This is a genomic window from Acetobacter suratthaniensis (assembly GCF_017377745.1).
GTDB lineage: Bacteria > Pseudomonadota > Alphaproteobacteria > Acetobacterales > Acetobacteraceae > Acetobacter > Acetobacter suratthaniensis.
The window spans coordinates 1-14,259 of record NZ_JAFVMG010000001.1 but is presented as its reverse complement, the minus strand read 5'-3'; the positions used below and the strand labels follow the sequence as shown (position 1 = coordinate 14,259).

The window sequence follows — 14,259 nt, the reverse complement described above, 5'->3', positions numbered from 1 at the left end:
CTTTTCAGGGAACCTTGGGCGGCAGACGCTCAAGGAACGCACGCAGCCCCTCCGGCGCTGTCGCCGGGCTAGCGGCCAGAGTATTCAGCCAGTCTGTCACTGCCGTATGCGTGCGTCCGGTCAGTTCAACGGTCTGCCCGATCTGTTCTTCCGCCTTGCGGGCTTCCTGTCTGGCCCCAGCCGAAGCCCGGCTTGCTGGGTCCGCCATAAGCGCGACCCCTGTCGCTGGGTCGGTTGACTGCGCGGCCACCGCCGACAACAGCATGGCCTGCCCACCCGGCGTCAGGCGTTGGCGTATGCCCGCCTGACGGGCCAGCACAAGCCGCCACACCAGTTCAGGCTGCTCACTTTGCCGGGCCAGCTGAGCCAAAGCGCGTACAATCCGCCCGTTAGGAGTACCGCCATCGGTGGCCAGTATGGCCGCCTGTTCAATCTGTGCTGGATCATGTGTATGAGCCAGTGCGGAAAAAAGGCGCAACCGGTTTTCTGTATCAGGAGCCTGACGCACAAGGCGGGCCAGCGTGTCAAAATCCGCACTGGAACCATACTGCGCGGCAATACTGGCCACAGGCCCGATAAGGCCGGATGGCAGCGATTGCGGATATTGCTGCCACGCATCAAACCGCTTAAGCCCCTGCGTGATCACGTCCGGGTCGTTCAGGGTCGCCAGCGCGGTTATGATCATGGGCCGGAGCAGGGCCTCGGGCAGGGCCTCGCCCTTTTTTTCTTCCCAACCCAGCCGGGCAAAGGCTGGAGCCAGAACGCCACGGGCAAAAGCCCGGAACGCCGCGCGAGAGGACGTATCGCGCTCCATACGGTCAATCTGCAACAGGTGGGTCAGCGCTTCCTGCCAGACAGCCGTGCTGCGTTCGCCTGTTGTTGGCAGCAGAGCCACAAAAGACAGATACTCCGCCAGCGGCGCACGCCCTGCTTCAAACAGGGCGAACTGGTCACCCAGCACATTAGCCCGCTCCGCAGGGCTGAGCCGGGCAAAGCCGCTCCGCAGGGCGCTCAGCCCCTGTGTATCATATTGGGCGCGATAATAGCCGTTTTCGCCCACATTGACTGTAATCGCCTGCCCGCAACCCGGAAAAGACAGGGAGACTGGCTCTGCGCCCAGAACGACCCGGTGCGAAGGCACCCCCGGCGCACCAGCCACCACCGGCACCTGCCATGTCAACGGCTGAGGGAAAGGATCATGTATGGTGAACCGCTCCTGCCGCAGGCTCAGCACACTACGGCCCGCCACACAGCGACGCGCCACCTGCACAAGCGGAATACCCGGCTGCTCGGTAAAAGTCCGCGCCACTACCCCAACATTCCGCCCCGATACAGCGGAAAGTGCGCTCCACAAATCCTGACTGGTCGCATTACCGTAAGCGTGAGCCTTCATATAACGCCGCATACCCGCGCGGAATGTTTCCTGACCCAACCAGCTTTCCAGCATGCGGATCACCTGTGATCCCTTCTGGTAGCTAATGCTGTCAAACGCCGAACTGGCCTCGCTGATGTCATGGATAGGATGCTGGATGGGGTGCGTAGTCGGCAGGGCATCCTGTGCCATAGCCCGTTCACGGTCTTCATGCTGGCGGGGCCAGATTTCCCATGTGGGGTTGAACCGATCCAGCGCACGGGTTTCCATCCATGTGGCAAAACCCTCGTTCAGCCACAGGTCATCCCACCAAGCCATAGTGACCAGATCACCCGACCACTGATGCGCCATTTCATGCGCCACAACGAGAAAAACCCGCTCTTTGGTTTCTGGTGCGCTGTGCTGCGGGTCGTACAGCACGGCGTCATCTATAAAGGTAATGGCTCCCCAGTTTTCCATCGCTCCGGCCTCATAATTGCCGGGGATAGCAATCATGTCGAGCTTGGGAAGCGGGTACCGAACGCCAAAATAATTGTTGTAGTAAGGCAGTATCCTGACAGCAGACTGCGTGGCGTAAGCGCCGTCCTTCTCCTGCCCTTCGGGGGCGTAGGTACGCACGGGAGTAGCATCGGCATGCCCGGCGAACGGTGCCATATGCCCCGCCACTAGGGCCAGCAGGTAAGTGGACATCCGCGGCGTGGGCTGGAATATCGTACGCCGCAACCCTTCGCCCGCAGGCAAAGCATTGGCGACAGGCATGTTGCTCAAGGGCAGCAGATCATCCGGCAGGGTTACACTTAGCGTAAAATGCGCCTTGAACGAGGGCTCATCCCAGCCGGGGAACATCCGCCGGGCATCCGCCACCTCGAACTGCGTCACCAGCATACGCCTGTGCTGGCCTGCACGGTTGGTGTAATCGTTATAATAAATGCCGTTAGGAGTCTGGGGAATGGGGCCGGTATACTCCACCACCAGTGTATGCTCCCCTGCCGTCAGAGCCTTTGGCAACTGGAATGTGGCGGTCTGCTCCGCCTCATCCTGTGTAATGCGGGCTGCAACACCATCGACCATGGCGGAAGATAGTGTCAGCCCGGCCTGATTGAGCACCAGCGTATCCGTGGGGCCCGCCAGCATGATCCGCACGCTTTCATGCCCACGCAGGCTCAGGCGCTTGAGGTCTGGGGTCAGGTCGATCGTATAGGCCAGCGGGGCCACTGTCTTGGGTAACTGCCCCGGTGTCGCGGCAGACACAAAAGGCGTTCCCGCGCGGGCAGGCATGGCCAATGGCACCGACAGAACACTTCCGACCGCAGCCAGCCACACAACCATACCCTGACAGGACTTTACCAAACCGCTGCTCCTTCTACCGCTCCCGTTCGGGTGGGGTTGCCTGCGGGCTCGCAGCCTTCCGCGTTGGCCCACCCGGGGTCGCGGCCTTGCCATTAACAATAAATTCACACCATCAAACGATGACGGGGCCGACCATTTTCTTTTATGAATAACAGACTCTTGCCTGAACCGGAACGTCTTCATGCACTGCCTGTTCTCGCCCGCTCGCACTCCCTGTCTCTTGAGGTAATCATGTGCGACCGCACCACCCAGCACCGCATGAAAGACATTGCCCTGTCCGTACACCCCGTCTCCCCTGACGAAAGTGGTGCGCACATTCTGGCTCTGTTCAACGATACCCCTACCCTCTCGCAAATTCCGGTTGTGGATGCGGACAACCGCCCCATCGGGCTTATTGGCCGATGGGACTTCCTGCTCAAGGTGGGCAATCGCTTCGGTTACGAGCTGTTCGCCAACCGCCCCGTTGCCCTGCTGATGGATACCGACCCCATTCTGGTTGACCTGAACCACCCGGTGGCGGACTTCGTCAATAAAAGCCTACAGGCTCAGGCTCTGAACCAGTTGACCGGTTTCATCATTACCGATCATGGCCTTTACCACGGTGTCGGCACCACCCTCGGTCTGACCAAGGCCCTGCACACGCAGGCCATGAACACCATTACCGAACTCAACCAGACCACAACAGAATTACGGCAGGCCAACCGCAGCGCCCTGCGCGACAAGCTGTTCATTTCCAGCATTATCGAGAGTATTCCCACCGCCATTCAGGTGCGTGAACTCGAAAGCGGGTCGGTTATCCTGCACAACAGGGCGGCCGAAAGCATGGGCTTGCATGCCCGCACAACGCCCGACATCAGCCAGCCCACGCGCACGGCCACCGAAAGCGCCAAATCTGAACAGACCCTGATCGACCATGATGGCCATGAGCGCATTCTCTCCAGCCGCCGCCTGCGCCTGCGCGATGACACCGAGCATGAACGCTGGGAACTGACCGCCACCGATGATGTAACCGAATACCGCGAAACCCAGCAGCGGATCGAACGGCTGGCGCATTATGACAACCTGACCGGCCTGCCCAACCGCAATTTCTTTCACTCGCATCTCAAGGCACTGTCTGAAAATCTGGCAAGCCCTTTTCTTCTTCTCTACATTGATCTGGATAACTTCAAATCCGTCAACGATGTTTACGGTCATGGCGCAGGCGATGAACTACTGATCAAAGCCGCAACCCGCCTGACAGCCTGCTGCCGCGATCATGACTTCGTCGCCCGGCTGGGCGGCGATGAATTTGCCATCATCTGGCCGCTGCACGCCATGAGCGCAGAAATTGAGCACCGCCTGGCCGGACTGATTAATGATCTGAAAGTCCCTTACGTAGTCGAGGGAAATGAGGCCGCATCCGGTGCCAGCATTGGCGCGGCCTATTTCCCCAATCAGGCCACGGACATCAAAACGCTGCTCCAGTATGCGGATATGGCGCTGTACCGCGCCAAGGCTCTTGGCCGCTGCCAGTACAAGGTATTCGATAACGAACTCAGCCACGCCATACGCGAGCGCATGGAATTAACGACAGCCCTCTCCCGGCTGGCGGAAGGCGAAGGGTTGAGCCTGCATTACCAGCCGATCTGCTGCCTCAGAAGCGGTCGGGTGCGCTCATATGAGGCTCTGGCCCGCTGGCACCACCCGGAACGCGGGGCTATTCCGCCCAATCTGTTCATTCGGCTGGCAGAAGAAACAGGGCTTATTCACCAGCTTGGAGAGCGTATCCTGTGGATGGCCTGTGAACAGGCGGCACAATGGCCACAGGATGTTGCGGTATCGGTCAACGTTTCGCCTGCCCAGCTTAAAAACCGTAAACTGACAGAAATTATTCGCCAGACCTTAAAAGGCACAGGCCTGCCCGCGCACCGGCTCGAAATAGAAATAACTGAAAATGTTCTGATTGATAACGTTGAATTCAAAAGCTCCATTCTCAGCGAAATCCGCAATATCGGATGTCGGATCAGCATTGACGATTTTGGAACCGGCTATTCATCATTAAGCTATTTGTGGAAATTCCCTTTTGACAAAATCAAGATCGACCGTAGCTTTGTGCAGGGGCTTTCAGACCCCACTGCGCGGGAAATCATTCAGGCCATTGTCAGCATTGCGGCCATTCGCTCAATGGTGATTATTGTCGAGGGTGTGGAAACCGAGGAGCAGTTCCAGATCGTCAAGGCTATGGGGTGTACGCAGGCTCAGGGCTACCTGCTCGGCCGCCCCAGCCCTGTCATCCAGCACGCATTCGCCTGAACCGTCGCACCTCCTGAACGCTGGTGCCTTCCTTATGCGCCTTCGCGCAAGGCACCACCCCAGACCCACCATGCCTCATGTGCATCCGCCAGGCGGGCTGCGGCCTGTTCAGCAGCCAGCACACTCGGGAACAGACCAAAGCAGGTCGCGCCTGAACCACTCATGCGAGCCATCAGGCAGTCCGGCTGGGCGGCAATATCATGCAGCACTTTTTCCACTGTCGGGCACAGGGCGCAGGCCGGAGCTTCAAGGCTGTTTTCAAGACTCTGGAGCGTGCTGACCAGCGCCTGTGCGTTCTCCCAGCGTTCCGGCAGGGCGGCTCTCGGCACAAAACCACCTTCACGCGCACGAAAAACGGCAGGCGTAGAAACAGCCTGTCCACAATTGACCAGAACAAGACCGCACTCAGGCAGGGCGGGAGCTGCACTCAATACCTCGCCAATGCCTTCCATCCGCGCGGTGTGGCTCAACAGGCAGACCGGCACATCTGCCCCAAGCCCTTCCGCCAGACGCAACAGATCAGCCTGCGCGGCCTGCACACCCCAAACACGATCAAGCAGGCGGAGTGCCGCAGCGGCATCCGCCGAACCGCCCCCGATACCTGATGCAACCGGCAGGTTTTTTTCCAGTACCAGTGTGCCACCCCGCACCGCTGCCTTTGGCCCGGCCTGTGTCCGCAGCGCGTTGGCCGCCTTTATGACCAGATTATCCGGCCCGGCCGCATCTTCGCCCAGTACTGCGCCAAAACGCCCGGCAAGCTTTAAGGTTAGTGGTGTTTCACCGGGTTGATAGTGCAGCACATCGCCCGCGCCAGCAAACACCACCAGACTGTCCAGACAGTGATAACCATCCGCCCGACGATCCGTTACATGCAGATACAGGTTGATCTTGGCGGGGGCAGCTTCCACAAAAGTCACCTCAGCAGGCGCAACGGCGGTCGTCACTGTGCTTTTTCTCCTTTTTGAGTGTTCTGATCACTCTTTTTTTCATCCAGCCTGATCTGCGGCGTCAGATCAGCACGGGCAAGTGCGGCGCGGATCAGCGCTTCATCCGAGGGGGTAGGGTGCAGACCCAGCGCCATATTCCACTGGTCTATCGCCTCCGTCCTGCGGCCAAGACGCCAATAGGCTTCGCCCAGATGATAATTGACCTCGGGATCTTCCGGTATCTGCTGGACTGCTTTCTCAAGCATGGCCAGACCGCCGCCGACATCTCCGCGTTCTATACGCACCCAGCCCAGACTATCGGTAATGGCGGCTTCTTCCGGCGCAAGACGGTGGGCCTTGCGCAAAAGCTCTTCTGCTTCAGGCAGGTTTTCATGACGCTCGGTCATGGAATAACCAAGAAAATTCAGCAAGGACGGCTCATCCGGCGCATAAGCCAGTGCTGCACGGGCATCCGCGCGGGCATGCGCCCAGTCTCCGGCTTCATAATAAACCGTTGCACGCATGGACAGCAGCGCCCAGTCCACCGTGCCAAGCTTGCGGTCAAGCTCCATCGCACGTGTGTAAGCTGCAATCGCGCCCGGCCAGTCTTTCTTTTCCAGCAGAGCGCCACCCAGAACCCGCTGCACCTGCGCTTGCCCCGCTGTCTGTTCCGGCGCTTCGCTCGACAGCTTGTGCAGCAGGGCAATCCCGTCATCCAGACGCCCGGAAGCAATATCGAACATGCTCAGCCGGAACATGGCTACGGGAGCCAGTGGGTCGGTGGAAGGTACTTTGAGCAGCGTTTCACGCGCGGCATCGGGATGGCCTTCCTCGCTCTGGATTTCCGCCAGCATCAGCCGGGCTTCCACCAGAGTCGGGTCCATTTCCAAGGCAAAGCCAATCATCAGGCGACTGGCTTCATTAAACTGGAAAGCGCTCGTATTCCCCTGTGCCGCGGCCAGGCGACCCTGCCCTGCCGTGTTGGCGCGCATCTGCTCACGCCCTTGCTGGTTGAGAATAAAAGCCGCCAGAAGATAGGCCCGGGCGACACCCTCCAGTGCCGATGTCACAGGAAAGACACCAATATTTTCCTGTAGACCCGGCCCGGCAAGAGTCAGCAGTGGGTCTGTTGTTCCCAGCGTACGCAGCAGTTCGCGTGCTTTTTCGCGCTGGCCGTGCTGCCACAGCCATGCGGCACAGGACCGCGCGGCCAGCACATCGGAGCCGGACATGAGTTTCTGCGCCCGGAAAAGCAGTTCCTGAGCACGGTTATCCATGCCGCCCGCACGGGCTATCAGGCCCGCATGCAGCGTATAAAAAGGGGTCAGCCCGCCGCCATCCTGCCCCAGCAGGGTATTGATCGCCTCGGGTGCGTGCCCTTGCGCCTGTTCCCCCCACGCCATCAGCAGGGGCATGATCAGGTGCGTAAGCAAATCGGATTCGGCCTTGCGGTAATAACCGAGCGCTTCACCCCACCGCCCCCGCCGGGCGGCCTCGTTACCCAGCGCCAGCACCGAAACCTGATTACGGCTGGCAGGCTGGTCGTTCACACGGCGGGCAAGCCCCGCAGCATCGGGTGCGCCTGACATGATGCTGCGCACCAACGCCTGACGCAGTAGTTCCGCATTGCCCGGATCAGAGGCCAGCGCCTGACGGAAAGCCTGTGCGGCTTCGGTATCATCTTCCAGACGAACGGCCACGATCCCGCGCAGGAACGCTCCCGAATCGATGTATCCAACGTCTGTCCGGGCTTTGGCTCCCTCCTGCGCTGCTCCGGCGGCCAATGCTGGCGAACTCAGCGCGGATGCACAGGACAGGGAGGCGGACAGCAGAAAGACCGCAGGCAGAATACGACAGAACAGCATAAGACCCCTTAACAGGCTGGATCGGTGATACCGGGCTGGCCTCTGCAACCGCCCCACCCAGATGGGGGAACAACGCGAATGGCTGCCTTATTCTCTACCCCGGCACGGCCAAACCGCCAAACCGTGTGGCCGCCAGAACAGGTTATGGTAAAGCATTGGGGATGGAAGCCCACCTGTCCCTGCTGCGTCTCTATACCGAATGGGGCGTGGATTTCGCCATGGCCGACCTGCCGCGCGCTGCCCGCGCCCCGCAGGAAACAGCCCTGCGACTCCCGCACATACCCCATACAGACACAGCCTCCGCCCCGGCACGGCGCCCAGCGGCACTACCGCAGGCGGGTAAGGCGGCTCCGCGACGTCCCGCCAGTGCCCGCACGCCCGCTGGAGCCCCCGTTGCGGCTGGCGATTCCCTTGAACAGGCCAGACAGATCGCAGCGAAAGCCGACACGCTGGACGCATTGCTGGCAGCCATGAACCGCTTTGACGCCTGCCCCCTGCGCACCACGGCCACCCACACGGTCGCCCCACGCGGCCCGCTCAACGCGCCACTTCTTTTTATTGGCGATGCCCCCGATGCGGACGAAGACCGGAGCGGGCAGGTTTTCTCGGGCCGTTGTGGTGCGGCGCTGGATGAAATGCTCGCCCCCCTGCCTCTTGCACGCGACACGCTGGCGCTGGCCCCTGCCCTACCTTGGCGGCCACCGGGCGGGCGCCCGCCATCAGACCTCGAACAACGCCTATGCCGCCCCTTTCTTGAACGGGCCATCAGCCTGCTAGCGCCACAACGCATTATATTATGTGGGCGTCTGGCCACTCATATGCTGCTGGGTGCGGACACCACGCCCCCACGCCGTCAATGGCTGTCTTTTGAACAGCCCGGCCAGCCCGCACGACCGGTGTTGGCCATGCGCCATCCGCTCCAGTTACAGGCCAGCGCCACAGCCCGGCGTGAAATATGGCAAGCCCTTATGATGGTGATGCAAAGCCTCCGCACCGAGAGCTGAAAACAGCCACTCCGCCCCCACCAATAACGCCACAACCTCCACAAAGAATTGCCACATTCATTTTTCCAGAATACCTGCAGTAAAACAAAGAAATTCCACCACTCCTTCCTGACTGTTCCAACCTACCCGGATATGAGTTTTACAGCCCTCGCTTCCGATGCTTACAAACATGAAACTTGCTTTTTGAACGCGAAGCGACTAGACCGCGCCTGCTATGCGAGCGATAGGTCATATCCCCCATCAGATCGCGGCAAAGGCCATCCTGGCCGGAGCCGCCCTGTTGGCCAGCGCTTCCGTCAACATGACGAGAGCCCATGCCAAGCCCCCGGAAAACGGGCACGAGCCATACAGCGATGAGCAGCTGGCCATGGTCGTGCCACGTCCGGCGTTTCCAGAAGGAGATGATCTTGCCCTACCCAAACCTCTTCCCCCCGAAGTAGCAGCAGAAGTCCGCGCTATTTTCCGCCTGCAACATCAGGGCTCCTTTGCTGAGGCGATCAACGCCACAACCCATCTGACAGATTCTACCCTGCTGGGTGAGCTGGAAGCCGACCGTTATCTCAACCCGGCCTACCTCCCCAATGCCACAGAGCTGCGCAACTGGCTCAAGCAGTACACTGGCTATGCCGATGCGCCCGCTATCTGGGCCAGACTGGCCGCCCTGCCTGACCGTGGCGGCCCCCTGCCGCCCGCGCCGCCCGCCGACAGGCTGGCTCCGCAACACATGGCGCTGGCAGCCGCCCCAAAAGTGCAGGAATTCTCCCGCAATCCCCTGCTGGACCGCACGGTGCGTGAACGCACCAATGCCGGTCTGAAGGGGGCCAGAAGTGCGCTGCATCTGATCAGCATCACACCGGGCATTACCCCCGCCTATGCCTCGCAGCTTCAGGCGGAAACAGCTCAGGCTCTGCTGGCTGAGGGCGAGACCGACATCGCCCTCGACATCAGCCGCAATGCGTTTGAGGAGGCCCGTGAGCACAATGCTCTGGCCGCCTTCATGTCTGGTCTGGCCTTGTGGCAGAAGGGCGAATGGGCCGAAGCCGCGCAGTTCTTCAAGAACACGTCGCGCGCCTCCCATGCCGCACCAGATATGAAAGCAGCAGGCGCTTTCTGGGCTGCCCGCGCTTACAAAAAGCTGGGCAACACCCATAACCGCCATCTGTGGCTGCAACGGGCAGCGGCGTTTCCACACACTTTCTACGGTCTTCTGGGCGCTGGCATTCTCCAGCACGCCAGCCTGACCGAAGAGCGTGAAAGCACGCCCTCCCCAGCCGAAAGCGGGCATATTGCTGGCTTCGCTCCGATGGAGGCCGCCAATACCGGCACCGTGTCCAACCCGGTTCTGACCGAAATCGACATTGAGGCGGTTGGCGCTACCGATGCCGGGCGACGTGTTTTTGCTCTTTTACAGGTTGGCGAGAACGCACTGGCGGAAAACGTAATCCGGCGTGTCTGGCCCGATCTGCACGATGTGACACTGGCCCGCGCCTTCCAGCTCGTGGCCAATAGTGCGGGCCTACACGACCTCTCGACCGAAATGGCGGAAGCCCTGCGCGCTGGGGACAGCCACACCCGTACTGCGGATGATGCCCCCCTGCCGCCGTTCCACCCCCGTCATGGCTTCACCATGGACCCGGCTCTGGTTTATGCGCTGGCCCGTGTTGAATCCAATTTCGACCCCCGGGCCGTCTCCGGCGCGGGTGCACAGGGGCTTATGCAGATCCGCCCGACCACGGCGGATTTCGTGACCAGCAGCTCCCCTTCGAGCAATACGCACTACTATGAGCGCACGTCTTCCGCACTGCATGACCCGGCTATCAATCTGGAAATCGGGCAACGCTATGTGCATTATCTGGCGCAGCTTACCCACCAGACCAGCCATACCGATGCGGAAGGGGGCGACATGATTCGCCTGCTGGCCAGCTACAATGTCGGCCCTGCGGCTCTGGCACACTGGGAAAACACAGGGGCCGCTCCGGCTGACCCTCTGCTGTATATCGAGCTGCTCCCCAATGTGGAAACGCGCGATTATGTGCATCGCACGCTTACCTATCTGTGGCGCTATGCTGGCAAGATGAAGCTTCCCGCACCATCGCTGGCCGCTCTGGCCAAGGGTGACTGGCCAAGCTTTGCACAGGAAAGGGCGCTGGCCCACACCGTGCATTAATCCGCACAGGCAGAACGTCAGAAGGCGGGCCGGGTGTAACCGGGGGATTGCCCCCGTTATGCCCGGCCCGCCTTTTGTATTTTCAGACCCGTATCGTCAGTTTTCCGCCAGCGCCTGCCGACTGGCCCGAACCCGCGATACGCGGCGGCCTTCCACTTCCAGCACCTCGAACAACCAGCCTTCATACGCAACCTTATCGCCTGCGGCAGGCACCCGCCGTAACAGTGCCAGAATAAGCCCGCCAAGCGTATGGTAGCTGCCTTCCCCCGGTAGCAGGCGCAGGCCTAGCCGGTCTTTCACCTCATCAGCCGATTCCGTGCCATCGAGTGTCAGCACCGTATCCTGTGCGGGAAGTGTGGTGGCATCCGTCATCTGCTGGGGTTCATGCGCGGTCTCGCCCACAATGGCATCAAACAGGTCAGAAGCCGTCACGATCCCTTCGAACGAACCGTATTCATCAAACACAAACGCCATACCCAGCGGGATACCGCGCATACGCGCCAGCATGTCCAGCGCGGAAATACTGTCCGGCACCACCACCATAGGCCGTAGGCCCGCCTCGATAGAGGCTGGCATGCCATCCAGCATGCGATCCAGCATATCCTTGGCCAACACCACCCCTACAGGGTTATCCATACCCCCTTCGCAAACGACGATGCGGGCATAGGTTGTCTGCTTGAGAGCGCGTACCAGCGCTTCACGCCCGGCATGGCGGTCTATCCAGTAAAGTTCCGTGCGCGGGGTCATGATCGCACGCACGGGCCGATCCGCCAGACGGAGCATGCGCTCGATCATCGTACGCTCCTCATGCTCCAGCACACCCAGACGCGCACCCTCGGCAATATAAGCTTTGAGTTCATCTTCCGTCAGGGTGCGGTTAACTGCATCCGCCGCCCCAACCAGACGCAGCACCAGATTGGAGGACTGCCGCAATAGCCACACGACCGGCCGTGTGACGCTCGCCAGAATTTCAAGCGGCAGGGCCAGCCGGGCCGCCACAACCTCCGGTTCGCGCAGGGCAAGCTGTTTGGGCACCAGTTCCCCCAGCACCAGCATCAGGCCTGTAATCACCATCACTACCAGCACCATGGAAAGCTGGGGAGCGACAGGCCGCAAGGCGGGAATCTGTTCCAGCACGGGTGTCAGACGCGCCTCGATCTTGATACCGCCGAACGTACCTTCAAGAATCGAGACCAGCGTCATACCGATCTGCACAGTAGGCAGGAATATCTGGGGATCTTCCGCCAGACGCAGCGCCCTGTCCGCTCCCCGCACACCGTTTTCGTACAGCTTGGCCAGCCGTGGTTTCCGAACGGAAATAAGCGCCAGCTCGCCCATCGCAAAAATGGCGTTCAGCACCACCAGAAACAGAATAATAAGAAGAGAGACAAGCATGAACGAAAACCACACCCCCACACAGAACCGCACCCCGCGCGATCACGCCGGGCCGCGCCACGATAAGAGATGATCCGGCAGGATACCAGCCGCCAAGCCCTGAACGCGCCACAGGCCAGCATGGCGGCGGGGCAAAAACCCATGCGACAGCCGTATGCCTGCTCCTCCGTTAAAGCGGACAAAAATGGTATTCTTTTATCAACCCGACATGAAAAAAGGCGGCCCCTGATCGGAGCCGCCTCATTCAGTCCGCACGATTCGCGGGCAAGTCTGCCTGTATAATCAGTCTGCTGCGGTGGATTCAGCCGAGGTTTCGGCTTTCACTGCGGCATCATTGGCACCTTCAGTGCGGATCACCTTCACGCGCGGCGCCTTGGCGGGCTTGCGTGCAGCGATGGCCTCCATCTGCTCTTCCACCTGCTTGGAGAAGACGTACTGGGCAGGACGCTGGTTAGCCAGCGAGATTTCCGGCGCCATCGGCTTTTCGGTTTCAGGTCCGAACAGCGCAACCTTGGCAATATGCCAGGGGCGACGCACGGCATCCATAACGGCGGTGGATTCATACCCGGAATGCACCATGCAGTCGGCGCATTTTTCGTAGTTACCGGTGCCGTAGTCGTCCCACTTGGTGTCTTCCATCAGCTCATTGAAGGTTTTGGCATAGCCTTCACCCAGCAGATAGCACGGACGCTGCCAGCCAAACACGTTACGCAGCGGCTTGCCCCACGGCGTGCAATGATACTGCTCATTGCCAGCGAGGAAGTTCAGGAACAGAGGCGACTGCGTAAAGCGCCACTTCTTGCCCTTGCCCAGACGGAACACATCCCGGAAGAGCTGCTTCGTCTTCTGGCGGTTCAGGAAGTGTTCCTGATCCGGCGCACGCTCGTAAGCATAGCCCGGCGCGGTCATGATGCCGTCCACACCCATAGCCATCACTTCATCAAAGAAGGAGGCTACACGCTTGGGATCAGCCCCATCGAACAGGGTGCAGTTGATGGAAATACGGAAACCGCGCGCCTTGGCCTTCTTGATGGCGGCCACGGCACGTTCGTACACACCGTCCTGACAGACGGAGGCATCGTGCATGGTCTTGTCGCCATCGAGATGCACATCCCACGAGAAGAAGGGAGACGGCTCGTATTCGTCCATCTTCTTCTCAAGCAGGAGCGCATTCGTGCACAGATAGACGTACTTTTTCCGGGCGATCAGGCCACGGATGATTTCCGGCATTTCTTTGTGCAGCAGCGGCTCACCACCGGCCACAGCAATGACGGGCGCACCAGCTTCGGCATCCGCGTCAAGGCATTCCTGCACTGTCATACGCTGGTTGAGGATAGCCGCCGGATAATCGATCTTGCCGCACCCTGCGCAGGCCAGATTACAACGAAAAAGCGGCTCAAGCATGAGTACAAGCGGGTAACGCTTGCGCCCCGTAATATGCTGTTTGACAACGTAGCTGCCGACCCTGACGGCCTGCATTATCGGTACAGCCATAAACCCCCGCTTCGGCGCCTTAACCGGACACCCTATCGTAACTAAGGAAAACTCGTTCAGTGTGTCAAAGTAACACGGCCCGCCGCTCCATGCCGTCTGATGGAAACAGCCATGGAATGCGACTACCGCCTGCATTGAAGATACTGGCCTGCATATAGGTGGGGTGTTTTGTCAAGCTCAAGTGTTTTCCACAGAGCGTTGCACAAAAGACACATTCATGGGCCAGATTTACTTCTATGCTTGCCTTTCTGGCAGAAACATTAAACCAGAACCATAAATCCCGCATCAACAGATCACAGGCACGCGGGTCGCCACAACCCTGAACACGATGCAGGCCCGTCCCTGCCAACAACAAGAAGATGGAAGCGATCACATGGACAGTGCGCAGGACAAG

9 protein-coding genes are annotated in these 14,259 nt (G+C 60.1%); 3 read left to right on the top strand and 6 right to left on the bottom strand.

Going from position 1 to position 14,259, the window contains the following annotated elements; translation table 11 throughout:
• Positions 1-4: 4 nt before the first annotated feature.
• Entirely contained in the window at positions 5-2,722 is a 2,718-nt protein-coding gene (locus tag J2D75_RS00045; protein ID WP_243428360.1) for a M1 family metallopeptidase, read from the bottom strand.
• Positions 2,723-2,866: 144 nt separating this feature from the next.
• Between J2D75_RS00045 and J2D75_RS00040 the strand changes: the two genes are divergently transcribed.
• Positions 2,867-5,014 carry an EAL domain-containing protein gene (locus tag J2D75_RS00040; RefSeq protein WP_207851589.1) on the top strand — a complete coding sequence of 716 codons (2,148 nt, stop codon included), beginning with the start codon at positions 2,867-2,869 and terminating at the stop codon, positions 5,012-5,014.
• Positions 5,015-5,046: 32 nt separating this feature from the next.
• Here J2D75_RS00040 and J2D75_RS00035 read toward each other — a convergent pair whose 3' ends face one another.
• Both J2D75_RS00035 and J2D75_RS00030 read right to left on the bottom strand, forming a co-directional pair.
• Positions 5,047-5,958, bottom strand: coding sequence for a 4-(cytidine 5'-diphospho)-2-C-methyl-D-erythritol kinase (locus J2D75_RS00035; protein ID WP_265782787.1), 912 nt, complete (start codon positions 5,956-5,958; stop codon positions 5,047-5,049).
• On the bottom strand, positions 5,955-7,805 hold the full coding sequence (locus J2D75_RS00030) for a tetratricopeptide repeat protein (RefSeq protein WP_207851587.1): 1,851 nt from the start codon (positions 7,803-7,805) through the stop codon (positions 5,955-5,957). The genes J2D75_RS00035 and J2D75_RS00030 overlap by 4 nt, the downstream gene beginning before the upstream one ends.
• 125 nt (positions 7,806-7,930) lie before the next feature.
• Between J2D75_RS00030 and J2D75_RS00025 the strand changes: the two genes are divergently transcribed.
• Together J2D75_RS00025 and J2D75_RS00020 are read left to right on the top strand one after the other, a co-directional pair.
• On the top strand, positions 7,931-8,809 hold the full coding sequence (locus J2D75_RS00025) for a uracil-DNA glycosylase (protein WP_265782788.1): 879 nt from the start codon (positions 7,931-7,933) through the stop codon (positions 8,807-8,809).
• A gap of 214 nt (positions 8,810-9,023) precedes the next feature.
• On the top strand, positions 9,024-10,976 hold the full coding sequence (locus tag J2D75_RS00020; protein ID WP_207851585.1) for a transglycosylase SLT domain-containing protein: 1,953 nt from the start codon (positions 9,024-9,026) through the stop codon (positions 10,974-10,976).
• Positions 10,977-11,072: 96 nt separating this feature from the next.
• Here the strand turns inward: J2D75_RS00020 and J2D75_RS00015 are convergent, their stop codons facing one another.
• The 3 genes from J2D75_RS00015 to J2D75_RS00005 all read right to left on the bottom strand — a co-directional run.
• Complete coding sequence (locus tag J2D75_RS00015) at positions 11,073-12,371, bottom strand: hemolysin family protein (RefSeq protein WP_207851583.1); 1,299 nt, start codon at positions 12,369-12,371, stop codon at positions 11,073-11,075.
• A 282-nt stretch (positions 12,372-12,653) separates the two neighbouring features.
• Positions 12,654-13,865, bottom strand: coding sequence for an adenosyl-hopene transferase HpnH (gene hpnH, locus J2D75_RS00010; RefSeq protein ID WP_207851581.1), 1,212 nt, complete (start codon positions 13,863-13,865; stop codon positions 12,654-12,656).
• 64 nt (positions 13,866-13,929) lie between these two features.
• Positions 13,930-14,259, bottom strand: a 330-nt coding sequence (locus J2D75_RS00005; RefSeq protein WP_207851579.1) for a hypothetical protein, incomplete at its 5' end; no start/stop codon positions are given.

Coding starts and splice junctions, on each gene's coding strand:
- J2D75_RS00040 (WP_207851589.1), top strand. CDS start 2,867: ATGAATAACAGACTCTTGCCTGAACCGGAACGTCTTCATGCACTGCCT.
- J2D75_RS00030 (WP_207851587.1), bottom strand. CDS start 7,805: ATGCTGTTCTGTCGTATTCTGCCTGCGGTCTTTCTGCTGTCCGCCTCC.
- J2D75_RS00020 (WP_207851585.1), top strand. CDS start 9,024: ATGCGAGCGATAGGTCATATCCCCCATCAGATCGCGGCAAAGGCCATC.
- J2D75_RS00015 (WP_207851583.1), bottom strand. CDS start 12,371: ATGCTTGTCTCTCTTCTTATTATTCTGTTTCTGGTGGTGCTGAACGCC.
- hpnH (WP_207851581.1), bottom strand. CDS start 13,865: ATGGCTGTACCGATAATGCAGGCCGTCAGGGTCGGCAGCTACGTTGTC.